Source organism: Paenibacillus haidiansis, assembly GCF_036553665.1.
Taxonomy (GTDB): Bacteria; Bacillota; Bacilli; order Paenibacillales; family Paenibacillaceae; genus Fontibacillus; species Fontibacillus haidiansis.
Genome location: NZ_JAZHPZ010000005.1, coordinates 390,674 through 416,455, shown reverse-complemented (window position 1 = coordinate 416,455; position 25,782 = coordinate 390,674). Strand labels below are relative to the sequence as shown.

The 25,782-nt window shown below is 53.5% G+C and carries 21 protein-coding genes; 4 read left to right on the top strand and 17 right to left on the bottom strand.

What is annotated here, in order from left to right; genetic code table 11:
* Positions 1-40: 40 nt before the first annotated feature.
* Both V3851_RS13395 and V3851_RS13390 read left to right on the top strand, forming a co-directional pair.
* Complete coding sequence (locus V3851_RS13395; RefSeq protein WP_331847040.1) at positions 41-346, top strand: hypothetical protein; 306 nt, start codon at positions 41-43, stop codon at positions 344-346.
* Between the two features lie 93 nt (positions 347-439).
* Positions 440-1,111 (top strand): DUF559 domain-containing protein, encoded by a 672-nt coding sequence (locus tag V3851_RS13390; protein ID WP_331847039.1) that lies wholly within the window; start codon positions 440-442, stop codon positions 1,109-1,111.
* A 422-nt stretch (positions 1,112-1,533) separates the two neighbouring features.
* Here the strand turns inward: V3851_RS13390 and V3851_RS13385 are convergent, their stop codons facing one another.
* From V3851_RS13385 to V3851_RS13335, 11 genes are all read right to left on the bottom strand, one after another.
* Positions 1,534-2,928: a sensor domain-containing diguanylate cyclase gene (locus V3851_RS13385; protein WP_331847038.1), complete on the bottom strand. Its 1,395-nt coding sequence runs from the start codon at positions 2,926-2,928 to the stop codon at positions 1,534-1,536.
* 201 nt (positions 2,929-3,129) lie between these two features.
* On the bottom strand, positions 3,130-3,810 hold the full coding sequence (locus tag V3851_RS13380; protein ID WP_331847037.1) for a DUF4956 domain-containing protein: 681 nt from the start codon (positions 3,808-3,810) through the stop codon (positions 3,130-3,132).
* An 18-nt stretch (positions 3,811-3,828) separates the two neighbouring features.
* Positions 3,829-4,539: a polyphosphate polymerase domain-containing protein gene (locus V3851_RS13375; protein ID WP_331847036.1), complete on the bottom strand. Its 711-nt coding sequence runs from the start codon at positions 4,537-4,539 to the stop codon at positions 3,829-3,831.
* A 3-nt stretch (positions 4,540-4,542) separates the two neighbouring features.
* Complete coding sequence (gene pelG, locus V3851_RS13370; RefSeq protein ID WP_331847035.1) at positions 4,543-7,689, bottom strand: exopolysaccharide Pel transporter PelG; 3,147 nt, start codon at positions 7,687-7,689, stop codon at positions 4,543-4,545.
* On the bottom strand, positions 7,670-9,103 hold the full coding sequence (gene pelF, locus V3851_RS13365) for a GT4 family glycosyltransferase PelF (RefSeq protein ID WP_331847034.1): 1,434 nt from the start codon (positions 9,101-9,103) through the stop codon (positions 7,670-7,672). The genes pelG and pelF overlap by 20 nt, the downstream gene beginning before the upstream one ends.
* Positions 9,104-9,108: 5 nt before the next feature.
* Positions 9,109-10,485 (bottom strand): DUF2194 domain-containing protein, encoded by a 1,377-nt coding sequence (locus tag V3851_RS13360; RefSeq protein WP_331847065.1) that lies wholly within the window; start codon positions 10,483-10,485, stop codon positions 9,109-9,111.
* Positions 10,472-10,939: a DUF2194 domain-containing protein gene (locus tag V3851_RS13355; protein WP_331847033.1), complete on the bottom strand. Its 468-nt coding sequence runs from the start codon at positions 10,937-10,939 to the stop codon at positions 10,472-10,474. The genes V3851_RS13360 and V3851_RS13355 overlap by 14 nt, the downstream gene beginning before the upstream one ends.
* Positions 10,936-11,835, bottom strand: a complete 900-nt coding sequence (locus V3851_RS13350) for a tetratricopeptide repeat protein (protein ID WP_331847032.1) — start codon at positions 11,833-11,835, stop codon at positions 10,936-10,938. Before V3851_RS13350 ends, V3851_RS13355 begins: the two co-directional genes overlap by 4 nt.
* The gene (locus tag V3851_RS13345) at positions 11,828-14,020 is read right to left on the bottom strand and encodes an NAD-dependent epimerase/dehydratase family protein (RefSeq protein ID WP_331847031.1); all 2,193 of its coding nucleotides are present in this window, start codon (positions 14,018-14,020) and stop codon (positions 11,828-11,830) included. The genes V3851_RS13350 and V3851_RS13345 overlap by 8 nt, the downstream gene beginning before the upstream one ends.
* Before the next feature lie 226 nt (positions 14,021-14,246).
* Positions 14,247-16,310: a choice-of-anchor Q domain-containing protein gene (locus tag V3851_RS13340; RefSeq protein ID WP_331847030.1), complete on the bottom strand. Its 2,064-nt coding sequence runs from the start codon at positions 16,308-16,310 to the stop codon at positions 14,247-14,249.
* Between the two features lie 144 nt (positions 16,311-16,454).
* Positions 16,455-16,982, bottom strand: a complete 528-nt coding sequence (locus V3851_RS13335; protein WP_331847029.1) for a hypothetical protein — start codon at positions 16,980-16,982, stop codon at positions 16,455-16,457.
* A gap of 315 nt (positions 16,983-17,297) precedes the next feature.
* Between V3851_RS13335 and V3851_RS13330 the strand changes: the two genes are divergently transcribed.
* The gene (locus V3851_RS13330) at positions 17,298-18,047 is read left to right on the top strand and encodes an SDR family NAD(P)-dependent oxidoreductase (RefSeq protein WP_331847028.1); all 750 of its coding nucleotides are present in this window, start codon (positions 17,298-17,300) and stop codon (positions 18,045-18,047) included.
* A gap of 115 nt (positions 18,048-18,162) precedes the next feature.
* On the opposite strand, the gene V3851_RS13325 is transcribed toward V3851_RS13330, so the two are convergent.
* Both V3851_RS13325 and V3851_RS13320 read right to left on the bottom strand, forming a co-directional pair.
* Positions 18,163-19,665 (bottom strand): MDR family MFS transporter, encoded by a 1,503-nt coding sequence (locus tag V3851_RS13325; protein ID WP_331847027.1) that lies wholly within the window; start codon positions 19,663-19,665, stop codon positions 18,163-18,165.
* Between the two features lie 225 nt (positions 19,666-19,890).
* The gene (locus V3851_RS13320; protein WP_331847026.1) at positions 19,891-20,457 is read right to left on the bottom strand and encodes a TetR/AcrR family transcriptional regulator; all 567 of its coding nucleotides are present in this window, start codon (positions 20,455-20,457) and stop codon (positions 19,891-19,893) included.
* A gap of 151 nt (positions 20,458-20,608) precedes the next feature.
* Here V3851_RS13320 and V3851_RS13315 point away from each other — a divergent pair, with 151 nt between their 5' ends.
* Positions 20,609-20,821, top strand: a complete 213-nt coding sequence (locus tag V3851_RS13315) for a hypothetical protein (protein ID WP_331847025.1) — start codon at positions 20,609-20,611, stop codon at positions 20,819-20,821.
* Positions 20,822-21,090: 269 nt separating this feature from the next.
* Here V3851_RS13315 and V3851_RS13310 read toward each other — a convergent pair whose 3' ends face one another.
* The 4 genes from V3851_RS13310 to V3851_RS13295 form a co-directional block, all read right to left on the bottom strand.
* Positions 21,091-21,552 carry an ArsR/SmtB family transcription factor gene (locus V3851_RS13310; protein ID WP_331847024.1) on the bottom strand — a complete coding sequence of 154 codons (462 nt, stop codon included), beginning with the start codon at positions 21,550-21,552 and terminating at the stop codon, positions 21,091-21,093.
* A gap of 2 nt (positions 21,553-21,554) precedes the next feature.
* A complete protein-coding gene (locus V3851_RS13305) occupies positions 21,555-21,992 on the bottom strand; it encodes an SRPBCC family protein (RefSeq protein WP_331847023.1) in 438 nt (145 codons plus the stop codon).
* Between the two features lie 206 nt (positions 21,993-22,198).
* Complete coding sequence (locus tag V3851_RS13300) at positions 22,199-24,322, bottom strand: glycoside hydrolase family 36 protein (protein WP_414859303.1); 2,124 nt, start codon at positions 24,320-24,322, stop codon at positions 22,199-22,201.
* A 129-nt stretch (positions 24,323-24,451) separates the two neighbouring features.
* Positions 24,452-25,756 (bottom strand): ABC transporter substrate-binding protein, encoded by a 1,305-nt coding sequence (locus V3851_RS13295; protein ID WP_331847022.1) that lies wholly within the window; start codon positions 25,754-25,756, stop codon positions 24,452-24,454.
* Between the last annotated feature and the right edge of the window lie 26 nt (positions 25,757-25,782).

Sequence of the window (25,782 nt, the reverse complement as noted above, 5' to 3'; positions counted from 1 at the left end):
CATCGACCTTTCACTTCATAATTAAAGCGGGGTATACTCATTGGGCTCATTACAAAGAGAGGACCTTATCGGTTCTTTGATTTTTCTGCTGATTCTCGTGGTCGTCGCCTGGATCAATCTGCGCAAGATGAAAACGGGCGCCTACGACTTTAAAGCGCTGCGCAAGCGCGGACTGATGTGGACCGAAGTCGCGGTCGTACTGTTCATGCTGCAACTGTTAATGCGCAAAGGAGACCAACGATTCCTGCTCATCCTTGGCATGGTGGTTCTGTTTGCCGCCAGCCAGTGGCTCGGCGCGATTTACTATGATCGCCGGAGGAATAATAACGAGGGCAAGGGCGATTAAAATCCAATATGATCTACGTGGCGAAGTACGTCCCGACCCATTCCTTGAGGAATGGAGCGGGGCGTTTTTATTTTTTAGGGAGGGGTAAAGAGTATGAGGGATTTTGAAACGGCACATACCGCATTTTTAGAACATCATCTGCAAATGAGAACCGGTGAACGACGAGGCCGATTGGAACGAGGGCATCGCGAAGCGGAGAAGCTGTTCTGCGCCAATGTGTGGTGGCCGCTGCGGGGGAACTTTGCCGATTTGCATCCGGAATACGAGGTGCTGGATTGGCGGGGGCTCTCTTACTTTTGCGATTTCGCCTATATGACTTGGCATGTCAAACTAATCATAGAGATCAAAGGGTTCGGCCCGCACGTACGAGATATGGACCGGCAGAAATATTGCTATGAACTAAATAGGGAAACTTTTTTGACTGCGCTTGGCTACCAAGTCGTCTCCTTTGCTTACGATGATGTTGCCCAGCGTCCCGAGCTCTGTATGACTTTACTGCGCATGGTGCTTAGCCGCTATCAACCGGAAGCCTCCCCAGTAAGCATCAATAACGTGGCCGAGCGGGAGATTATCCGGCTTGCCTGCATGCTCGGGCGTCCGCTGCGCCCTATTGATGTGGAAACGCATTTGGGGATCAACCATCGAACCGCGGTACGCCTACTGCATTCGCTATGCACGAAAGGCCTGCTCTCTTCCCTTACCGGGGCGGAAGGCAAGCATGTGGTCAAATATGAGCTTTTACCGGGGGCGATAAAGCTATTGTAGCGAAGAATTTGTTGGGCCAAATTGGCGAGCGGTTAAGGCACGAAAAAAAAGCTGCAATTGTGCAGCTTTTGGCTATCCGTATCTCCGGGACGAAACAATTCCTGCAAAAGTGCATCTTTTTTCCTACAAACTTCACGGCCGGCCGATATTAAGGAAAAATCCCTGCACAATTGCAGGAATTTTGCTCAAATTGGCGGATTATTGAGAAAAAGCCTGCACTTTTGCAGTTTTTCGCCGGAAAGAGGCATCTTCCCGGTCGTTCTACTTACTGGCCGCCATTTCCCCTTCCCCACCGGGAGCCTGTTGCCCTCCTTCGCCCCAGGCCGCACACGGGCGCTCGTGAACACCACCGGCCGACTTAGCCGCCGAACCCTCTGACCACGCCAACCAGGCGGGAGACGTCTACCAACTGTCCATAGCCATCAATACATCACGCCGACGGATGCCGGATGGACGAAATATTGATTGCGCCCTTCCCGTTTGGCCTCGTACATCGCTTCGTCGGCCTCGCGAATAAGCTCATCCAAGTCGCAAGGCCCGCCGTTGTGGACGCAGACGCCGATGCTCGGCGTGGCGATGAGAGGGTAGCCTTGATAATAGAAGGGCTCCGAGAGGCTGGAGATAATCCGCTCCGCGACCTTGGAGGCGTGGGTCACGTCGCTATGGGACAGCAACAGCAGGAACTCGTCCCCGCCGAGCCGGCAAACCATATCGGTGTCCCGGATATGTCTGGACAGCCTCCCGGCAATCTCTTTCAGCAGCAGGTCCCCGGCGCTGTGACCAAAGGCGTCGTTAACCTCCTTGAAGTTGTCCAGATCGATGAACATAATTGTTAAACAGGCCGTTCCTTCGTGTATGTATTGGTCAAACCGCATATTAAACAGCGCCCGGTTGGGCAGACCGGTCAATTCGTCGTGGTATGCCAGGTGCTCCACCTGCTGTTCGAGCCTTTTCCGCTCGGTGATGTCGATAATGACGCCCTCCAGCCTCTCCAAATGGCCGAGCTCGTTAAAAAACGGAGTGCCCCTAACCTGGGCCCACCGGTACTCGCCGTCACGACTGATAAATTGGCACTCCGTCGTGACGCTCCTCTTGTCGAGGACCATTTCTTTCTGCGCCTGGATGATCCGGTGCCTGTCTTCCGGCACGACAAGCTCGGCCAGCACACGGTAATCGCCGCCGAAAGCCCGCGCCGGCATGCCGCAAATATGGACGATGCCTTCGGACAATTGAATCCGGCCGCTGCTTAAATCATACGACCAGGTAGCGATCTCGACATTTTCCAGAATGCTGCTGAGCTGGATCTCGCTTTGCTCGGCTTTGAGCCAGAGCCCCTTGGTAAATCTGGTGAAAAACAACGAAAACACGGTCGTGAACACCCCGAACACGATGAGGTAGACCATATCGCTGTTCTCCACTCCGGGAAACATTTCTTGATGCAGGGAGTTGAACAGGTAAAGCGCGGTGCCCAGATACAAAACACCGGAAAATACCACCGCCCGTAGATCTAGATATAAAAGCGTGAACAAAGGGATAAGGCCCAGAAACAAAAAATTGACCAGATAAGGATAATGGATGCTCAGCGTCAGCAGAAACACATAGAGCGAAGCAATCATAAGCAGCATGGAGAGCTCGGGAACGCGCCGGCTTCCCACGAGCAGCAGCAGCCCGATGCCAAGCGCCAGGCCGACGGGCGGATATAAGACATATATGCTCTTGTCGACAATCAGGTTCACGGCGAGCGCTACCAAAAAGAAGCACCCCAACAGCTTCAGCATTAACACATTTCGCCGATGAATATCCTGCATCCTGTTCATGGCCTTTCACGCTCTCCAGATATATAGTAATAAAGAACTAGATTGGTTTCCTTCTATATTACACCTTTGGGAAATGCAAGGGTACTATTTCTCAAAAATTTTAATTTCCGGAAATCGGCAACAGGGAACGCCAAAAAAACGATCGGATACCGGCTCCCCCTATCCGACCGTTTTAGGCCAAGCGCTGACGACAGCGCGAAATTATTGGGCGTAATCGCCGGAATAGTTGATTAGCGAGGCGTCCTGCACGCCCGGAATCTCCGTCAGATTGTTGAGAAACGCCGTGTTATCGTCCCGCAGACGGAGCTCGACGGTCAACTCGGTGAAGTCCTTTCTGACGGTCTTCGATTTCAAGCGGTAATTCAGCTTGCGCAATTGGGTTCTAACTTCATCGGTCGCAGCCGCAGAGTGACGAATAATGAGCAAATAAGGCTGGTCCCTCACTTTCCGGCGGGACAGCCACAGCAGAGTCAAGCCGATCAAGAGCGAACCGAACAGCGCGATGGGATACAATTTCGCGCCGGAGGCGATCCCCGCCGCCAGGGCCCAGAACATATACACGATATCGAGCGGGTCCTTGACCGCGTTTCTGAACCGCACGATACTCAGGGCGCCGACCATCCCCAGCGACAGCACGATATTCGTGCTGATCGTCATAATCACAAGCGCCGTGATCATCGTCATCAAGACGAACGATACATTGTAATTGTAGCTGTAGACGACGCCGCGGAACGCTTTTTTGTAAATCCAGAAGATGAACATGCCGATCAGAAAGGCGCATAATAGCCCCAAAAATACGTCGATATAGGATACGTTGCGGAATCCCTCCAGATTGAGCACGCTTTTCTTGATAATATTATCGAAATTCAGATTGTCCCCCACGGTTGTTCCCCCTGCATCTTATTCTTTAAAATATTGATAGCCGAGCTCGCGGCAAATAACATATTTGGAAATCGAGGATCGGACAAATCTGCCCGTCTGAATCAGTCCCCGCACATGCTCCGGCAAAAAAGCGTCGTATTTCAGTTCCATGATCGTCGACGGGCCGGGCATCGCCTCCTTCAGGACGAGCGTTCCGTCGAACAGATCGACCGTGTTTACCCCGGCCGACAGGATTTTGTCGAAGGTAATTCTCACATTGCCGGGTTCGTATACATAAGCCTCCCGAATATAATCGACGATAACGATCGGCCGGAACGCCCGGTGCACCAGCGCCATATAGAAATCCGTCATCAGGGGGAGACTCTTCTCCCGCAGAAACTCCACATCTCCCCGCAAAATGGATGCATATTCCGTATAGGTCAGCTGGACCGAATCTTTGCAGACGAAGTCGCCGAACTTGCTTTTGCGTTCCAGCGAGATATGGTCGCCGCAGCCGTTATAGATCCGAATCCGGTATTTCTCCCGTGAAAATACGCCGTTGTTCTTATCATGCAGCGCATGATCGTTCATGCCGTCGAAATATAGACTGCGGATTCCGTAGCCTTCCGCGCTCAGCGAGTGGCGGTCCATCGCCATCAGCGAAGCCGCCTTTTGCCGTAGTGAGAGATAATCGTGCAGGTTCAAATAATATTTGAATTCGTGGCGCAGCTTTCTTCCCTGATATTGCACGTCTTATTCCACCTCAAATTCGCGGATGCCGTAGTAGGGCTGTTCCTCGGTATCAAAATATTTATCGAACGCAATCTGCTTATGCCCCTCCGGGTCGCGGACCACGACCTTCCAGTAATAGGTGCCCGCAGGCAAGCCCGGGGCGGAAAAGGAATTGACGGCCAGATCCTTTTTTTCGAACACAGGCTGGGTAAAATGAGGGTCTTTGGCGACGGTCAAATCATACAAAAGATCATCCCCTTGGAAGTCGAAAGACAGTCCCCAGCTATAATTCTGCTTCCCGTCCGGCCCGGTCTCCACATCGTCCAAATAGAACGGCTTGGGCTTTTCCAGGTCCTCCAGGAATAATTGCTTGCCCATGGCCGGTACGTTTTCGATATACTTGAATTCTTCCGTCAGCCGGCTGGTCTGTTGAGGAAGAAACCCGATATCCGGGGCGCTCTCCAGGAAAGGCCGGACCGTAGCTTCATAAGTACCGAGCTGGCGGCTCACCGTCTCCTTGTTGATGTACTTGGAGATTTCTTCAATCTTGTCCTTCAGCTGCTGGATATGGGCTTCGCTGCGGAAATAGCGGTTATGCAGGACGCTTCCCCAGTAGTTGCTAAGCCCGTTTTGGTAATCGCTGATGCTTTTCTCCATGCGTTGAACCCCCCAGCCCCCGTCGTAGTCCCAGGGAAGGAAGTACCATTTATCGGAATTTAACGGCGAATACAAATAGAAATTGTTGGCGTCCGTATCCATGTTATCCGTCAGGATGTTTACAGCGAGCCACGTCAAATAATTGTCCAGATCGAAGTGTTTGGCCATCACTTCATCGATCGGGATCGACATATTGTTGACATCGTCCAGCATCGCGATCAGCTTGTCATGATCTTCATAGCCTTTAATTTCGAGGATCGTCTCGAAAGCGGCCTTGTCATAGGCCGGGTCGGATTGGGATTTGATCTGATCCGGGTATCTGAAAAACTCGAAAAACGCCACCTTGTATAGCTGGCCGTAAGGGTCCAGCCAATGGGATTTCAGAAACATCTCATTCGGCTGCTCGATCTGCGTGTACAGCCCGTAATTCTCATAGCCTTTCCCGGCCGCACCCTCGGACAAATCCTTTACGTACAAATGCACGAATTGCGTCCGCAGACTGGTTATATCGGGGATGGTCTCCAGCAAGTCGAAGGTCAATTTATTGCGGACTCGGGAAAAGTCGAAGGAATGCTTGTTTAAGTTTATCGTCCGCTGGTTCAGCCATGTCCCGGCCTCGTCGTACAAACGGATCTTGTACGATTTCTGCGAAGCGTATCGGGCCGTGTTGCCCCGCAGGCTGATTTTGCCGTTGGCTTCGGTGTCGCCGTACCCGAACATCCCTTGCTGCGGGCCGCTGCCGCCTGGCGCCCCCTCCTGAACGATAACCTCCAGGTTCTCTTCACTGTAACGGTCGGTAATCCGGTTTAGCGCATACCAGTTCAGCCCGTCCTGTACTTTCTCCGCTTTTCCCGGCAATACGGTAACGTAAAGGGCTTTGATCGAGTCGTCGTCATCCCGCTCGTAGATGCGCTTATCTTCCGTAATACGAGAGTGCGCTTCCTCCTTGGCCGGCGGCTGCTCCGAGGCGAAGGCAGAGGCGGAGGCGGAGGATTGCTGTACCGGCTCCGTCCCGGCGGAGAAGAAATCGCCGCAGCCGGTGAGCAGCATACTGCCAAGGGACAAGACGAGGATCGCGGCAAGCGGCTTGCCCGTGAGTTTGCGGTGCGCCGAAGAAGCTTTGCTCCGCGCCGTATGGATCGGCTGCATGCAGAAGGTGTAATAATCGATATTCCCCAGCACATGCATCAGCCTTAGCAGAGCCGCCGCCAGACCCAGGAAAGAGGCGACGAACATGCCGAGCCCGTCGCTCTCCGCCAGGTACGTCCAGTAAGAGCCGGCGGCGCTCAAGACGGCAAAGGCGGCGCCGATCCACAGGACGCCCTTCCGGTCGTCGAAATACATTAACAGATGGAGCAAAACAAACATGATGATGAACAAGAAGTAGCCGAGCGCGAGCAGGGCAAAGACATCGATCTGTTCCATCGTAAAGCCCGTACCGGGAAGAAGTTTCATCCCCATGGCGAGGGAGATAATCGTAAAAAGCAGTTGAAGCTCCATCAGGAAGCTGATCTCCAGCATCAGCGTCCGCTGCATTTCCTTCTTTGCCCGGGCCATCTCCTGCAAGGTTCCGCCTTCGATCACCTGCTTGTAGTACATGCGGAATTTCTCGTAAAACCGCGTTTCCACCGAGACGACGAAGGTCACCAGCGTAGGAATCACGGAGACAAAGGCGTAAAACACGGGGAGATCGTAAAAGGGCGAGGTCCAAAATTGTTCCGCCACCAATGCCCCCCTCTTGCCGAACCAGTATACAAAGCTATGAATGTAAATCCCTGCATAAATAAAAGTGCCGATGAAAAAAAGCGAGGGATATTTCCTGAAATACGCCAGAAACGCGAAATACAGCCGCTCGCGCCGCGCCGGAAACACCTGCTCAAAATGGTAGGAGGACAGCAGGGCGACAAGGATAAATCCTATATCGATCGCCGCCAAGGCCGCGGTTGTCCGGTTCAGCCCGGTAAACCCCAGCAAGAGCCAGCCCGAAACCAGCGCGGCGGCCACACCGATCGCAAACGTACGCACAATCCGCATATAATCCTTCAACGCGGACAAATACACCGATTGGAACCAGATCACGACCAGAATCATAAAGAACAGGTAGGCGGCCAATTTATAGTCCGGGCCCGCCTCGACTTCCCGCAGAAACAGCCAAGCGGCGACACCGCTTACGGGCAGGCAAATCATTAAAGCCCCGTAATAGGACGACAGCAGCCGGTCGTACTTCTTCTCAAAGATCATGTCGGCAATAAAGCGGGTCAATACCATGGAAAGTCCGCTGGTTATAATGATCGAGAAAATAAATGCATATTGCACCGTCGCTATGTACAACTCCCAATCCAGATAGGAAGCGTGATTGCGAGTCATCATTCTTTGCAGGGCAACGACCAGAAACATGCTTAGAATCATCGGCCCGACGGTCGTCAGGGCGGAGAAGGCATAAGCCTTTACGTTGTTGATGAGGCCCTGTTCCCGAAACAATTTTCTTAATTCAAATCCGATTCCCGCCATGACGGACTCCCTCCAATGAAGCGTATAATCTGCGGTAGCTGTCGATAAAATCATGATGCTGGTAATGAAGCTTCACGCGCTGCAGCGCGTTTCTCCCCATCTCTTCCCGCAGCTCGCGGTCTTTGCAAAGCTCGATAATGCGCTGAGCCATCAGCTCATAATTCATTACGGGCACCACGAATCCGGCCGGCCCGATCCCGTCGTCCCGCCCGTACAGAAGCTCCCGGCAACTGCCCACATTGGTGGACACAAAGGGCTTGCCACAGGCCATCCCTTCCAACACGGCGAGCGGCTGGCCCTCGCTGATGCTGGACAGCACCATCATGTCCATCCGGCCCAGGTAATCCTTGACTTGGACCTCTCCGGTAAACACGACATCCTTCAACTGCAGCGACTCTACCATCTGCAAGCATTCCCGGTAGTAGGATTCGTCCTCTTCGGTCGGACCCATGATCGTAAATACCGCCTCCGGCACCTCACGCTTCACGAGGGCGAAGCTTTGGAGCATCGTCTTGATATCCTTAATCGGTACGATCCGCACTACGGCGCCGATCATGATCTTGTGGTCTTCGGGATCGCGGACGCCGCCGTAAATCCCCTCGGCATGAACGCCATTGGGAATGATGCGGATTTTGGACGACTCGCAGCCCAGTTCCGTTTGGATTTCCCGGTTGCGGTGAAACAGCGTGATAACTTCGTCCGCGGCTTCATAGATACAACCGGACAGCCTGTAGAAGTACTTGATCCATAAATCTTTAAAATAACCCTTAACCCAATCGGCCTTGATGATCTCCTCTTCCCGCTCCCGGGAGTAAATCCCGTGCTCCGTCAGGATGAGCGGGCTGCCGTAAAGGTGCTTGGCCAACGCCCCGACGATTCCGGCGTAACCGGTCGATACGCTGTGGTACAAGTCGGCCTCCGGCAAATCCTCACGAATCGTCAGAAACAAAGGGAGAATCATCGACCGGATCGTCCAGAACATCTCGGTAAACGGCACCAGCTCGTAATCGGTCCGGCAGATGTCCTCGACGATATCGAAGTAATCCTTGCTGGACAGAAAATCGGCGGTCCGCCGGAATTGCGGGGAGCGGATAAGCCGGAACAGCCGGTCCCAATCCGGCTTCGCCTTGCCGCCGATGAGCGATTTCAGATCATCCCTCTGCTGTGCGGAAAGCCGGAACCGACGTCCCCATTCCCCCGATTCGTCGAGGTAAGCGTCGAGGAATATTTCCCGGACTTCGACAATATTACCCGGCAGCTTGTATTTGAATTTGCCCCTGTATTTGCTCTGTGCCCCGATCGCATAAATGATGAATTCATGCTCGGCCATCTCGGTGACGAGGCCATGAATCCAGCTCGATACCCCGCCGGTAATATAGGGGTAAGAGCCTTCGGCTATGATACAAATTTTCATAACGGTCAATCGCCCAATCCTATTTCAAATTTGTCTTTAAGCGCGGTTACCAGAAACACTCCATCGTCGATTTTGTTGACGGTGCAATTTTGCAGCCGGCCTATAGAGTGATCCGTACGCAATATAAAGTAGTTCTCCCCGTTCATATTGGAGAGTTCCCCCTGAATCCGTCCCGGTACCCGAGTCCACTTCACTTCGGAGTTCAGCACTTTCTCCAAATCGAGTGCCGCCTCCGTGGAAGTCATCGCCCGCAGCCAGGGATAGGTGCTTCGCAGCCGCTCCAGCTTCAGCGTGAAGCCTTCGTATAATTCCTCCCACGAAAGATTCTGGCCTCTCATTTCGTCGAGAATATCGTCGGGATGAACAAAATGCGAATAAAAGCCGAGCGAGGTAATGGCATTGGCTTCCGCCCATTGTTCAAAGGGGGAGTCCATATAGCCGGATGAAATCCGCGGCATTTCAATAATCCCGTCCTCGGCAACCTCGAACTCTTGAACGTAAGACACCTTATTGATGTCTTCCTCGTAAAGGGAGGAAATAACGGTCAGATTAGGCCAGGCCCGCTTGAGCGCCTCCCGCCCGTCCGGCCCCAGCATATTGGAAGGCGGAATATAAGACATGATCTGATAGTTGGGGAAGGCGCGATGCGCAAAGTCGAGCACTTCCGTCACGGAGTCGGCCATCACATCGGTGCTTTTCCACACCTTGTAATCGTAATAGTCCGCAATCCGCTGATCGCTTTGCAACGACTGATGGTTATACCCGTGAATGCCGATCTCGCCGCCGCTCTTGATCACTTCCCGGCCGTAGGAGATCAGATTGTAACGATCCTCGTCCGCCGGATAGGCAAAAGGCCCCTCGACGTTATCCTGATACGATTGAATGATCCCCGCCGTATATTTCAATCCGGCTTTTTGGGCCGCCTTCAGCATGTCCGGCCACCAAATCTCCCGATAGAACTGCTTGATATCCTTATGGTACGCCTCGTAAATGGACGGAATGCTGCCTTCGCGGATCGGCGACGGGAAATCGTCGATATAGATCAATTTGGAATTAAAGACGGGATAGATAAATTCCGGTTCCAGCATGCCGAGCGCTCCCGCGATTACTCCCCGGTTGACTTTCTCCTGCAGCATCGACCCGTTGAAGACCATGAATGCTCCCTTTCCGTAATCCATCCTCCACAGCAGCGGATTCCCGTCGGTGCTTGTCGCAAGCAATTCCGCTTTATCGTCCAGTTCGATAACGTTCGAAGTGTTGACAAAATAAGGATCGTCCGACGCATAGCCCCGTTCCCCGATCAGCACGTTGGACGTCAATTTGATCCCCCTTGCCGGGTACGGATTTCCGACCGATACGACGCCGAATTTAAAGCCGAAAATAGGCCGAGTCGTTCTCCAACTGTCCGGCGATCAGGGCATATCCGCCGCCTTCGACGTAGTCGGACAGGGACAGGATATCGGGAATCGGGTCCAATGATTCGTTGGTGATTACCACGGCGGCGCATCCTTGAAAGTCCACGGCTTCGCCGGCACTCGTGTCCGTGGCGACCGCCTTTTTCTTCATGTATTGCAGCATGCGGGCGACGTTATTTTTTACGTCTACACTGTAGCTGTCCCGGGAATCGTAGAGGACGCAGTATGCGGGACCCGGGTACTCCTCGGGACTTAGGCTTACGGCCGCCGCCGCCCGGGCTTCACGGTCCTCCGCCAGGCTGCCGTTCCGGCTAAACTGCAGAACATATTGGGAGCGGGCGATCTGCAGCGTTAAGGCGAGCAGGATAATGACCGCCAAAATCACGTACACGTCCCGCTTTAATCTAAATCCGTCCTTCATGACACGCCTCCCGACCAATATCTGACTACGGTCAGCGCGCGATTGGAAAGAATCAGCGGAGACCGCTTCAAAGCGTCCAAGGTCGTTTGCACCTGGTCATAGGACCGCATGGAATAATAAACCTTCAGCAAACCAAGGTAAGCCTCCTCGCTCCGAGGGTACCTTTCCAGATATACTTTGGCCGTATCCTCGGCATCCCGGAGCAGCCCCATTTCCAGTTCGGTTTCCATCTTTTCGGGATAAGCAAATTCGCTGTCCGGCGCAAGCGCAATCAGTTCGTCCAGCAGCTTCAAGTAGGTGTATTTGTAATTCCGCAGCGTCCTCTCGTCCAAAAAACCGCTCTTCATATATTGTTTCAGCACCTCGCCATAGGACCGCAATACGGCGGCATCCTGCCGATTGTCTTCGTATTGGACCGCGATCTCCTGCATGGACAGCGTCAGCTTGCGCTTGATCTCCATTACGGCGCTGACCGCATAATGCGAGGTTTCGGAGTCCTCGTTGCTTACGGCCTTTTTCAAAATGTCCATATATTGCATGGCATCCTGCTTCAGCACATTGATCATGACCGCGCGCCGGTCACGATGCTCGTTCACCAGCAATGCCTCTTCGACGGGGAGGACACTCAGCTCCTCCGCCGTGTCGAGCCGCATTTGGATGCCCGTCCGGCGCAGGCTTTGCTCGTCCGGTTCAAACCATTTCACCATGCTCTCTTCGCCGATCCGCCGAATCCAAGATTTCGGCCAAAACAGGGGGAACAGCCAGCCGACGACAGGAAAAAAACCGACAAGCATCCACCTTAGCAGCCAGTCGCGCGGCGCTCGGCGGTAACGTATTCCCAGTAAAATGCCCGAAACGGCGAGATATAAGAGAATTGCCCATGTCCACTTACCCATAAACAGCTTCAACTTCCTCTTCCAGTATTCTTAGGGAGATATTCCGGTTTGAGAACCGTTCCAGAACGCGGGCCACGTCATCGGGCCCCGTATTCGATAGCAGAATCAGCAGCTTCCCGGCCTCCCCAAGCCCGATATAATCGGTTTCCCGCAGCAGCGCTTTGATCTCGAGCGAATAATCCCGGAGCGACGCGACCTCTCCCCCCGGAGTAAGAAGCGTGTAGCCGATATTGTGTTGCTCCCTGGCCGCCTGCTTGTTTTTGCGGATCGTTTCGAAAACCTCATGCGTCAATATCGGGGTATCCTCCACATAGCGCAGGCTCTCGGTCGCTTCCACATACGAAAAGGCCCGGGATAGCGCGGAGGAAACCAATTCCACGGTGATTTTGAACAGATTTTGATAGTATAGCGAAAACTTCTCAAACGGAAGTTCATCCAGCGCGATAATAGCCACCGTTTCGCCGTGCCGGTGAACCGGAGCCGCCATGAGCGGAATCCCGGGCGCAAGCTCCCGGTTGACGAATACATGGCCCTCAAGGAAGATCCGGCTGATATATTCGTGATCTTCAACCTTTAACGATTTGGCGGCTTCTTCACCGATCGCTTTGGAATGCCCCGCCAGCCGCAGATAAGCGCCGTTGCCGCTAACGATATAAATCGAGACGGCCTTCGTATCCATAATCGACTCGATGACGTTGACCGTCGAAGTAAAGATCTCTTCCGGTTCCAAACTGTCCAATTCCTTCGTGATCGCATGGATCTTGCCGAAGCTGTCGCCGCTGTTCATAATGCGCTGCTGCAGTTCATTCTTCACTTCGCGGGCTTCCTGATAGACTTCGTTCAGAAATTCATACTTCTCTTCGATCTCTTTGATTTCCGTATGCTGCGACCTGATCTTGTCGTTCTTGCGTTCAACCGCATAGCCGACGACGAGCCCGATACATAAGTACATCCCGATCTGAAAGAAAAAGTCGGTGTCATAAAGCATGGATATCAGCTCGTGTCCGTCCGTCAGCCTCTGATAAATTAACAAACCGACGGATAACGCGACGGCCATGATCGCCTGGCGGTTGCCATAAACAATTCCGATGATCGTGATGTAGAACATTTTGATGTCGATGAAGGAGTAGGACAGATCCCACCGGGTTAATGTGAGTATTGCCATTAGAGTAAAGGCGAGTAAGTTTTCCAGATAGGGTTTAATCTTGGTGAAAAGATTGTGTAAACGCGTGGAGTTGGAAGCCTGATGGGTAAGTTCGCGTGATGTGGGATGATTTTGTTTAAACCAGTCGTAAGTTTTCTCCAACCCTTGCCTGAGCCCGTACATGGGCGACCAGTCCAGGTCTTTCTTGATTTTGGCGTTGCAGAGAACGGAGCGGTCGATATCGCCGGCGCGCGGCTCCTGGTAGATCACCTCGGCAGGCGTACCGTGCAAATTGTGAAGCAGTTTAACCAGCATGTTCACGGACGATTCGGTCTGTGTCGAGAGATTATACACTCCGGTCAGCGGGGAGTAAGACGCCCTGTAAATCGCATCGGCTACGTCTTCGACATAAATAAAATCTCTTGTTTGTTCGCCGGTCCCGTAAATGTATAAATCGTCTCCGGCGAGAACCCGATCGGCGAAAATGGAAATCACGCCGCCTTCGCCGACGCTATTCTGACGGGGACCGTAGACATTGGAAAACCGGAAGCACACCGTTTCCAGTCCGTAAAGCTCGCCCCATTTGCGGCAATAGGTTTCACCGACCCACTTGCTCATGCCGTACGGCGAGATCGGTTCGCACGGCGCGGTCTCTTCGAGCGGCGTCTCCGTGCCGCTCCCGTAAACCGCGGCCGACGAAGCGAAGATGAATTTCTTGGCCCTGTATTTACTGCCGAGGCTAAGCATATTTACGAGTCCGAGGACATTGGATTTGGTATCCTGCCGCGGATTCTCCATCGAGGTTGCGACATTGACCTGGGCCGCCAAGTGCACGATGGCATCGAAGCGGTTGGAGCGAAAAATTTCTTCGCATTTCGGGTCCTCTACCGATAGCCGGTATCCCCTGTGCTTGAAGTTTACGTTCTTGATCTTGCCGGAGGACAGATTATCGATAATGAAGACTTCGTACCCCTCTTTATGAAATCTTTCCGCCACATGGGAGCCGATAAAGCCGTATCCGCCGGTCACTAAAACTTTCATTTTTACCACCTCTTAGTACGGAGATCGTCACTTAAAATATTTAATTTTGTAATATATATCACAGTCTTTGATAACCTATATTATCACACCGGGCTAATATTGACTACCAGATATTAACTCAAAAAACCCCGGCTTTAGAAGGGTTTCGGAAAAATGCCATATCCCAAACCTCCCAAAATCCGGGGATTTATTCAGGTCGAAAAACCTATTTTTTTGCGGTGACAGATTACTCCAAAGTATCCTTTGCTTCGAGCATATTTCCGCTCGCGGGCAGTTTATTCTGATTCGAGTCCTTCCATACATAGCCTATCGTGACCGGGCTGGTTTGATTCAGCTTGCCGAGATCGGTCAGAGGAACGGCGGCTTCCAGGATCGAATCGGAGACGGAGTAGGAGGACGATTTCGTATAGTCTTTGACCAATGTCCATTTCCATGCGGTTCCGTTACTCCCCCCGTACCGGTACAGCCTGCCGTTCTCCAGCAAATAATCGGCGCCGCTTGTCTTCCAATAGGACGCTTTAAATCCCGTGTTGGCGTTGCTGTCCGTATTGAAAAACAGTTGGCCCTTGGCCGTCAGTTCGCTGCCCTGAACCAGAACGTTCAGGCTCGCGGCATCCTTGACGGCTTTTAAGCTTTGGGCCTTGCCCGTTCCGGTTGCGAGTGCCGCTATTCCGTTCCAATCCGCCGCATCCCCGTCGACCGTGATGCCGGGCGACGAAGGAGCGGTCGGATCCGTCGGAACGGTCGGCGGATCCGTGCTCGAAGGAGCGTACTCCATGGCCCCGATATCCAGGGAGCTTCCCTGCACCCGCGCGGCGCCGCTCAAATCGTAAGTCCCCGCACTCACCGGGGAACCTTTGTCGATCGCCGGCGAGCCCGCCTTCAAACGAATATCGCTGTAGGCCTTGTTCGCGAACAGCGGATTGCCGTAAAGGCCGTGTTCTTCGTTGCCTGTAGCCTGTTTGTAGGCAGCAAGCCAGCTGTAGCTTTTTCCGTTCCATTTCCATTGGCTGCCGGCCGTCCCGACCGAATTGTAGAACAGATTATAATCGAATACATTGCCCGATCCGCTGCTGTTGATTTTATTGACCGACAATTTCTGCGAGCCGCTGTATAAAATATTGTTGAAAAACCGGTTGTCCGCGTTGTTCCATTGTAAGGTTATGTCGCCGTAGCCTTGGGATAACGTGTCGTTTTCGATAAATGTGTTGTTCAAAATCGTATTCTGGGCGCTCCCGCCGTTACTGGAACTCGCGCCCCCCATAATCAGACCGGCGCCGTAATTATGATGGAGGTAATTGTTGCGCACGGTGATACCGCTGGTGTTTTTCCCCTTCTTTTCGCTGGCCAGTTCAATGCCGAAGTCGCTGTTGTAGACCTCGTTTCTTTCGATCACAATGTCCCTGGCCCCGTCGGCGTAAATCCCCCCGGCGGCATGAATACCCGTACCGTATGCGATATTATCGGATGAATCGATCAGGTAAACGATATTCTCCGCAACCGTGCCATTTCGGGTCTGGTCGGTACAGGAGCCGGAGCAGGCGCCGTAGAAACCGGCCAGCTCGATCCCGATGTTGTTATTGTCGTATACCTTGTTGCCGGTAATGGAGAAGCCGTTAATATTTCCGCTTAAGGTGAGCGACTCGCTTTTTCCCGTTTTCAAATGATGCACCTGGTTGCCGCTGATGATGAGATCCGTAATGGCCGTGGAGCTATTGCCCAGCACATGAATGCCATGGCCGTTTCCGCTCTTCGACGTGTTCTCGATATGATGCACATTGTTGTTCAGCAATTGGATCCGGCTGCCGCCGTCCTTGACCCGGATTCCGGCAGGGTCGTAAGAGCTGCTCGATGTCGATAAATTGCGGATTTCGAATCCGGAGATTGTAATATAGCTTACATTGGATAGAAGCATAAGCGCTTGATTCTTCGCCAGGGAGAGGCCGCTTCCGTCTACGATCGGAATCTCCTGCTCATAATTTTGGAAAGTAATCGGGCCGGTTGCCGTTCCCGACACCTTGAAATTGACGAACTCATTGTAAACGCCGCCCCGCACATATACGGTATCTCCGGGTTTGGCGGAACCGGCGGCTTTTTGCAGCGTTTTCCAAGGAGACGACAGCGTGCCCGGATTGTTATCATTGCCCGTCGTCGCGACATAGTAGGCGCTTCCCCCCGACGCGGCCATCACTTTGTTCGATCCGTTCATATATAATAGGGTGTAATTATTGGTAAAAAGGAATAAAACCGCGCACAGCATTCCGGCCAGCATTCGTTTTAAGGTTCTCATGACTCACTTCCCTTCTTTCCGAAAAAATACCATTTATCCTCGGCGATGTCCATAGGTGCTTGTTTGAATTGTGACAAAGTTGTGACGAAAGTCACCGCAAAATAAAGGCCCGAGGGCTATTCCTCAGGCCTTCAAACAGAAGGATTAGGGCACATACTGCTGAACGATTTTAGTTATCCTCCCGTTCTCGACGGTCAAGTGGTAAGGAAACAGGGTGAGATCCAACACTTCCTTGTGCCGGAGCAATTCCCCGAATTGTTGCAGACTGACTTTCTCGTTCCATACAATATCGAGATCGGCAATGTTGCCGGTATGATCATAGATTTGCATCCGCACCTCGGCATCCTTCGCCACAGGGTAATGCTCCAACCGCTCATCCTCATTCACGATATAATATCCGTCCGGCGGCCCGTCGATTCCGGCATCTGGCTCATACTTGGCAAAAACGTCATCGGCTTCTTTCCCCGTATACCAACGGATCGGATCGACGTAAATGTCACCGCCGTTCGCTTGAAGATGCAAGCGGTCAATGTAAACGGTCAATTGTCGGGACTCACCGGCCGGCGGCGAGTGCGGCGTCTCGGGTCCGGCAGCCTCGGAACCGGGCGCAGTCACTGAAGATATCCCAATAATCAGAAGCAGGGGGAGCAGTACCGATCCTATTTTTCTCATTGCAGCGTCCGCCTTTCCTGTCTTTCGTCGATCTACATTATAAGTATAAATAACCATTTCACGGGACTTTAAACTTCAGGTTCCGTTTCTATCTCCATTATATGATCGGGGAATGCCAAAAGGGTCACAGTGCGGTTAAACATGGGTGACAAAATCTTATCCGTTGGATGCGGTATCCCGGGTAAATCAAAATGTTTTGCACTGCAAATAAATTCATAAAATTACATCAAAATTCAAGACTCTGTCGAAAAACGATGATATATTGGTCATTGTGAAGAAATAACTGACATCTAATGTTAAAGGAGAACACGTAACATGATTCAAAACAACTCGCAACCTAAAGTCGCCTTGATTACCGGAGCCAGCCGGGGAATCGGCAAAGCGATCGCCCTGGAGTTCGCCAAGGCGGGAATGCATCTCTTCATCAACTATTTCGGAGATGAAAAAGAGGCCGCCGAGGTTCGGCGCCAGGCGGAATCATTCGGAATACGCGCGGAAATTTATAACGCCGACGTCAGCGACCCGGCTCAGGTACGGGAAATGTTCGCGGTATTGGACAGAGAGTTCGGTAAGCTGGATATTCTGGTCAACAATGCCGGGATTGCCCAAGCGGTCAAACTTACGGAGATGACCGACGAGCAATGGGACCGGATGATTAAAATCGACCTTTACAGCGTGTTTTATACCTCGCGTGAAGCGGCCCGCAGGATGCTGGAACGGAAATCCGGCAAAATCATCAATGTGACCTCCGACCTCGCCAGCCAGGGCGCGGCCGAATTGTCGCATTACGCCGCGGCCAAAGGCGGGGTTACCGCGTTCACCAAATCGCTCGCGCGCGAGCTTGCGCCCCACGTGCTGGTCAACGCGGTCGCGCCGGGCGGTACGTTCACCGATGTCCGCTCGTCCTTGGAGGAAAGCCACAAAAACGATACCCGCTATTTGCTCGGGCGGCTCGCCTTCCCGCAGGAAATCGCCAAATCGGTGCTGTTCCTCGCCTCGGACGACGCGAATATCTACACGGGACAGGTGCTTGGTGCCAACGGCGGCAGCGTTATGAACGGGTAGATCGGATCATTGCCTGATAAAAGTAAAAAAAATCCCGGCAAAACCGCCCGTTTATCGGACATGCGGTATTTGCCGGGATTTTTTATTTATAGGTTGATTTGCAGCTTCTTATTCCTCAGTGCTGCTGCGGTTGCGGCTGCGCCTTCGGGTGAACCGGATGGTGCGGAGCCTCGACCGGCGCTTCGGTACGACGAAGGAAAAAGCCGAGCACCAGCGCCAGAACCCCGACGAACATCGAAATCGTAAATGCGCTGTGAATCCCCGAAACCAGTGCGTTCGACATCTCCGCCGGATCCTCGGGATTCGCCGAAGCCTGCAGATAACGGACTTGGCCGGAGGAATAAATGCTCATGAACAGCGCCGTGCCGATCGCTCCCGATACTTGCTGCAGCGTATTCATGATGGCGGTGCCGTGCGGATACATCTGCCGCGGCAATTGATTGAGCCCCGTCGTTTGTCCTGGCATCATCACCAGGGAAATCCCGATCAGGAGCGCAATGTGCAAGCCGATTACCGTGCCGACCGGAGTGGTCGAGGTTAGATCTTTCATAAACCACAAGGTGGCGATCACGATAATGAGTCCGGGTACGACCAGCGCCCTTGGGCCGAATTTATCGAACAGCCTGCCGGCAACCGGCGACATCAGGCCGTTGATCACGCCGCCCGGGAGCAGCGCCACGCCCGCAGCGAACGGAGCCAGCAGCAGCGCCCCCTGCAAATACATCGGCAGCAAGATCAAGGTGGAGAACAGGGTCATCGTCATGACCATCAACAGCACGGAGGCAAGGGCAAACATCGGATATTTGAACACCCGGACATCCAGGGTCGGTTCCTTGACGACCAACTGGCGCCAGACGAATAAGCCCAGAGAAACAAAGCCGGCCACCAAACAGATATATACGACCGGGTCGGACCATCCTTTCCCTTCGCCGGCGTGGCTAAAGCCGTATACCACCCCGCCAAAACCGATGGTGGAGAGCAGGATCGACAGGAAATCGACCTTCGGGCGGGTGATCTCGGATACGTTGCGCAAATAGACGGCGGCGAACAGGATCGAGAACACCGCGAGCGGAATGATAAGGAAGAACAGCCAACGCCAGTTCAGCGAATCCAGAATCAATCCGGACAACGTAGGGCCGATCGCCGGACCGAACATGATGACAAGGCCGATGGTACCCATGGCCGCGCCTCTTTTTTCAGGCGGATAGATGGTTAAGATCGTATTCATCATGACGGGCAGCAGCAGCCCCGTACCGATGGCTTGAATGATCCGTCCCGTCAGCAGCACGGCAAAACTGGGCGCAACCCCGGCCACTATCGTGCCAATCAAGAACAGGATCATGGCCGAAAGGAACATTTGTCTTGTCGTAAACCACTGTATCAGCAAAGCCGTAATCGGCACCAGAATGCCGATCACCAGCATATAAACGGTAGATAACCATTGAATGGTCGAAGGGGTGACGCTCAATTCCTTCATTAAATCGGTATAAGCCACATTCAACAGCGTTTCGTTCAAAATCGAAACGAACGCGCCGATAATCAGCGCAATGGTGATCGGAAGCCTTCGAATTCCTTCCGTTTGGGGCGCGGAAGCCGTCCCCGTTGCTCCAATATTCATTGTATATTTTCCTCCAAACTATCCATGGTATATGTTTTCTTTGTCTCTATATGAACAAGGAGAACCGGCAGGTTGCGTCCTTGGCGTTTTAATTCTTGTAGACCATTCTATATATAAAATTTTAAGCATACTCCTGAGAAAAAATGAGCCCGGCGACCGCTGCCCCTTCAAGAAACGGTAAAGTCCGCCATGGGTCATATTTTCTTCCGCTATTCCGCTATTCCGCTACTTCTTAAACAGCTTTGGAACAAGCTTTGACGCAATTCGCAGGGGCGCGCTGCTTTGTTGAGTCAGGCTCATGATGATGGAACCCTCGATGATTGCATTAATCATGGTCGCCAGCTCCTGGGCCTCCTCCTCCGGGTATCCGGCGGACACGAATTTCTTCCGGAACTCCAACCCCCAGCATTCATAGGCATTGTTGCAGGCCTGGCGAATCGTATCATTGCTCTTGGCCGTCTCATGGGCAACGATGCCGATCGGGATGCCGATCGGTTCATCCTGTTCAAAATGCCCGATAATCTCCTCCAGAACTTTCTGAACCGCTTCGACCGGATCGGATACGGATTGCAGTGCGTTTTCCAAGCCGACTCTGGCCCGGGTCTGCGTATAATGAATGGCCTCGCAGGCAAGCTGTTCTTTTCCTTCGGGAAAATGATAGTACAACGATCCCTTAGGCGCCCCGCTAAGCTGTGTAATCTGATTCAGGCCGGTTGCGTTATAGCCCTGGTTCAGCAGCAATTTGGCCGTCGTTTCAATCAGGGTTTTGCGCGTAGGATTCTCATTCGCCATGGCAATAACCTCTCGTCTAATTTAAATTCGTACCAATCGGTCTATATATACTATAATCAGGTGCACCCATTGTCAAGAATCTTAAATATGGCAGGAACCATTTTTACTGTAAAATATAACTGGCAGTAACTTATGAGAGTGTGAGTGGAGGATGATCGTCATCAAAGCGTTCAAACACTGGGCCGTGAAAATGCTGGTCTTTATCGCCCTGTTCCAAATACTCTTCTTTCTTTTGAAGAACGTATTGTTTAATTCCATACACCTAGCGGTCAATTACGAGAACGTGGTGCAGATGGTCTCGGCCGCAGTCATAGTATTGGTTGCCGCTTTGCTGACAAGTTACTTAACCAACAACGATTCTTAGTAGTGTAACTAATCCTTATGAGCGCCTACGCTCGCCAATTCTCGCAATTAGCTGGATTTCCTGCAGTTAATTGTCCAAAAAAAGCGGGCAAATAAAAAATAACTGGAAAAGTTCCAGTTATTTTTGCGTTTATATCGGTTAATAGGCTAAAAATGTGAAATTAACTGGAGGTTCTCCAGTTAAATCCACGGAAAAGGCCAAAAGCGGGAAATTAACTGGAGGTTTTCCAGTTAATTTCGGTCCGGCGGCGGCGTCGGGCCCGGGGGACTTCACGGCCCGTGGCCATGCCCGTGGCCATGCCTGTGGCCGGGTCCGGGCCCACGTCCAAGCCCGGTTTCACGTCCGGGCCCGGGACCGGCCAGGCGGAGTGTTCCCCCATCCGCCGGTTCCCCCGCCGGGCCGCCGTCCGCTTCGGCGGACTCGACGTAATGCTTCAGCATAGAGAGCTTATTCTCCCAGAAGCGGTCGAAGTAAGCGAGCCAGCGCTTCAGCTCCAGCAGCGGATCGGCGTCCAGCCGGTAGCGCGTTTCCCGGCCGACCCTCCGCTCCCGGACCAGCCCCGCGTCGGCAAGCACCCGCAGGTGCTTGGAGACGGCGGTCCGGCTCATCGGGAAATGGCCGGTCAGCTCTTTCAGAGGCAGCTCGCGGTCGCCGAGCAGCCCCAGCAGTTCGCGCCGGGTCGGGTCCGCGACGGCCTGGAATACGTCCGGCTTTGACGCAGCGGCCGTCATGCTCAGCCTCCGACGTAAGCGGACAGCTTGCCGACCAGTCCCGCCCAGCCTTGGTCCATCCGGCCGCGCACAATCTTGTGGGGCTCGCCGAACTCGGTGACCTGTTCGGCCGTCCAGCCGCCGTGGATCAACGTGAACAAGGTTCCGCCTTCCCGCTCTTCAAGCTCAAACGTCAGCGTCCAGTCCTTGCCCCATTTGAAGGCAAGCTTATGCGGCGGATCGACCAGCGTCACCTCGCACGGAGATTCCCCAAAGGGTCCCGCCTGCAGATGGAAGCGGTGCCCCTCCACCGCCTGCAGATCGCTCGGCATGAACCAGGCCGACAAGCCCTCCGCCGTGGCGACGGCATCCCAAACCTTATCTATCGGCGCATTCAGCGAAATCGTATGCCGGATATCGGGCAGCGCCCCTTGCGCCCCGGTCAAATTGGTATCTTCCATAGGGTATTGCTCCTTCCAAACATAAAATTGGAAACCCAAAGGTTTCACTTCAACAAAGTCATTATACGAAACCAAAAGGTTTCATGTCAACAATAAAAAGGGCCGTATCCTTACCAACCCTTAGGTTGTGAATACGACCCTCTATTAATTCATTGCAATTTCTCCATTCACCGGCCATCGGCCCTACCGGTTGTTGAACTCCTTCGTTATTCCTTCACGCGAATCTCGAACAGTCTTGCCGTCTTCTCGGCCGGCAAGACTACCGTCAATTCCCCTGTCGCGTCGTTCCAATCGGCCTCGCCCGCAAAGCCCTGCGGATAAGCGCAGCGGATCTCCAGCGGCTTGCCTTTCAACTGGCCAAGCGGCAGCACCTTCTCCGCCGGAACCGCGGCGTCTTCGCTCCCGCTGGCGCGCACCCGCCAGACCGCCAGGTACACGCGGTCATCCTTGCGGAGGCCGAGGCTGACCCAGTCGTCCTGCTGGGTCGGCAGGCCGAGCGGCCAAAACGGCAGCGCCTCCGGGATGTCGGCGCGGATCGTTTTGTAGTAATCCAGCGCCTGCTTGACCAGTTCCCGGCGGCGCGGACTGAGCTCGGCGAGATGGCCGCTCTGGTGAACCCGCAGCAGCAGCGCGTTCACCATGTTGAACACGACCTCCTCGTCGTCGCCTTCGCGCAGCGGATATGACCAGACCGCCGATTGCTCCGGCGTCAGCGCGGATGGGGATGCCGCCGCGATCGCCGCATAGTTGACATAGTCCTCCTGGTCGCTGGTGGACTGAATGCTGTACCGGCTGAGCATCGCATAATCCATTCGCATCCCGCCGCTGGAGCAGTTCTCGATCACCAGGTCCGGATAACGGGCGAAAATGCCGTCCAGCCAGGCGAGATAAGCGCGGTTATGCTGCAGCAGTCCGTCGCCGAAGCTGTCCGCGTCCCGTTCCGTCCCGATGCCGGCGTTGATGTTGTAGTCCATCTTGATGTAGCCGACCCCGTAATCTTCGACGAGGCGGCGGATCACTTCCGTGGCATGGGCCGTCACCTGCGGATTACGGTAGTCGAGCTGGTAGCGGCTGCGGTCCTTGACCCTTTTGCCGTGCCGCATAAAGAACCAGCTGTCGTCGGTATCCTTCAGCTTCGGACTGTTGATGCCCATGACCTCCAGTTCCAGCCACAGGCCAGGGATCATCCCTTTGCCGCGAATGTAATCCAGCACATACTTGATCCCTTCCGGGAAGCGTTCCTCCGACGGCAGCCATTCGCCGACACCGTCCCACCATTCGCCGGGGGCGTACCAGCCCGCGTCGATGCAGAAATACTCGCAGCCGGCCTCGGCCGCCGCATCGATCAGCGGCAGCAGCTTCGCCGTCGTCGGGCTGCCCCACAGGCAGTTCATGTAGTCATTGAAAATAACCCGCAGCTTGCGGTTATCTTCATTCGGACGGCGGATCACGCGACGGTACCGGGTCAGCGCCCCGATCGCCGCGTCAAAACCGCCGGTAACCGTTCCGACCGCGGCCGGAACGCTGACGAATTCCTCGCCCGGCTCAAGCCGAATCCACCAATGGTTATCGTGTTCGGTCGGTCCGCTGACAAGCAGCGTCAGGTGATCATATTGATCGATGATCTCCCAGTGCCAAGACCCGTTATGCTCGATCTGCCAGAACAGGCTCGTTCCGGCCTCCTCGTTCTCCAGTACCGCCATCGGAATATGCTCGGCCGCCGACCAGGAGCCGGTATTGCTGCAAGATATCCGCTTGGAGGTCCGGTCGATCACATGCGACAATCCCAGCTCCGGCAGCCGGTAATCCCGCCATTGCAGCTCGCTCTGCCAGCCGGTATGCGGGATGAACAGCTTCATTTTATCATCGCGATCCATGCGCCCTTCTTTATCAAGGCCGGTCAAAGCGAATGTTGACAAGTACTCCACGCCAAGCGAATCGTGACCTTCATTCGCCAAAACCGTCCAGACCCGCGCCACGGGAATCCCGTCGTAAAATTGGAAATGCTGTACGGCCCGCAGGGAGGTCGCCGGATCGGCCAAAGCGATCTCCAGCTTGCGGCCAAGCTCGTTCCGGGAATCGATGTGAGCGTCGTAACGCATCCGCAAACCGGGATAGGTCGCCCGGTGCGTCCGGCCATGGTACTCGGCCCGGTCCTCGCCGGTCAGTTGCAGCTCCATCAACCTGAATCCGGGCTTCTGTACCTCGGCAATCAAGCCCTCATCAAATGCCTCCGCGCCGAAATGAAGCAGCCGTACATCCTTCTCCTCCGTGATTTCAACCACCAGATGAAGCCCGTTCTCCGAAATACGAATCCATTCAGACATCATTAAAGCACCCGCCTTTATTGTCGAATAATCCCAAGTCCTTATCATACTAGATTACACCTTCAAGGGAACTTATGAAATGAAAAAGCGCAGCACCGCCCGGTGCTGCGCTTACTTGATCCCATTCGTTATTTATTGAGCCGAACCAAGTTGTACCCAAGCCTGTTCAATTTCCTTCACGACGCTGTCCTTGTCTTTGTTGCCTCCGATGTAGGACTGCATAATCTCACCGAATTTTTGATGGAACGTATCCAGCGAGTAGTTGATGGCCAGATCGCCGGATTGTTCCGTTTTCAGAATCTCGTCCATTTGTTTCGGCATATCGAGATCCGGGAGCGGAGCATCCTTGATCGGCGGAATCACCTTCGCTACGCTGGAGAACCAGTTCTTGCCGTAATCCGAAGTGTACAGCCAGTTGAAGAATTCGACCGTTTCCTTCACGACTTTGGAATCCTTATTGATCCGCAGCGCCTGGTCGGCCCCAGTAATGATCATCGATTGCTCCGGTTTGTCGCTAACCGGGTAACCGGCGATGCCGATTTGAATGTCCGGCGTGATCTTCTTGATCGCTTCTTCATCCCATGCGCCTTTACCGATCATGATGGCTGCCTTGCCCGAAGCAAAGTCGCTGATTTGCGCGTTGCTGTCGCGTTCAAGCGGTTTGTCCGTGCCGTGCTTTACCGTCGTATCGACAAAAGAGAAGAAATTGTTGTACAGAACGGGATAGTCTTTAATTTTGGCATCCCCGGCAATGAATTTATCTACCAGCTCTTTGGAGCTTACGCCGGCGTCAATAGCAGCTGCATCCACGAAATGTTGGAATACATGCTTCCATACCCACCATTCTTTATAAGCATTTGCGAAAGGAATAGTCCCTTTGGCTTCCAGCTTGGCGATCGCATCGTCGAGCTCTGCCGTTGTTTTAGGGAAGGTCGTGATTCCCGCATCCTCAAGCAGCTTCTTGTTGTAAATGATCGAGAACAGATTGCCTTTTACCGGCAGACCAAGCACCTTACCATCGCTTGAAGACATGTTGGAGCGAACGGCGTCGGTCATGGCGGCTGCCAGCGGTTCATTCGTCAGATCGGCGCTATATTCGGCAAAAGTATCGATATCGCCGCCTGCGGTCGTTTGGAACACGTCAGGCGTACTGCCCGCTGCGATTCTGGATTTCAGCACCGTGTTGTAGTCCGCTTGCATAATCTCCAGGTTGATCGTTACATTCGGTTTCACTTTTTTGTATTCTTCGATGTAGGCGTTGAAGGCGTCCGTGTATTCCGGCGAAGCGGTGAACATGTTGATCGTGACCGGCGCGTTGTTGTTCGCGGCCCCGCCCGTGTTCGCTCCGTTGTTAGCCGCTTTGTTACCGCCGCAAGCGGACAACAGACCCAGGATCAGCGTCAAGCTGAACACCGTGGCCCAAATCTTTTTCTTCATAAAATTTACCCCCACTTTCCTGGTGT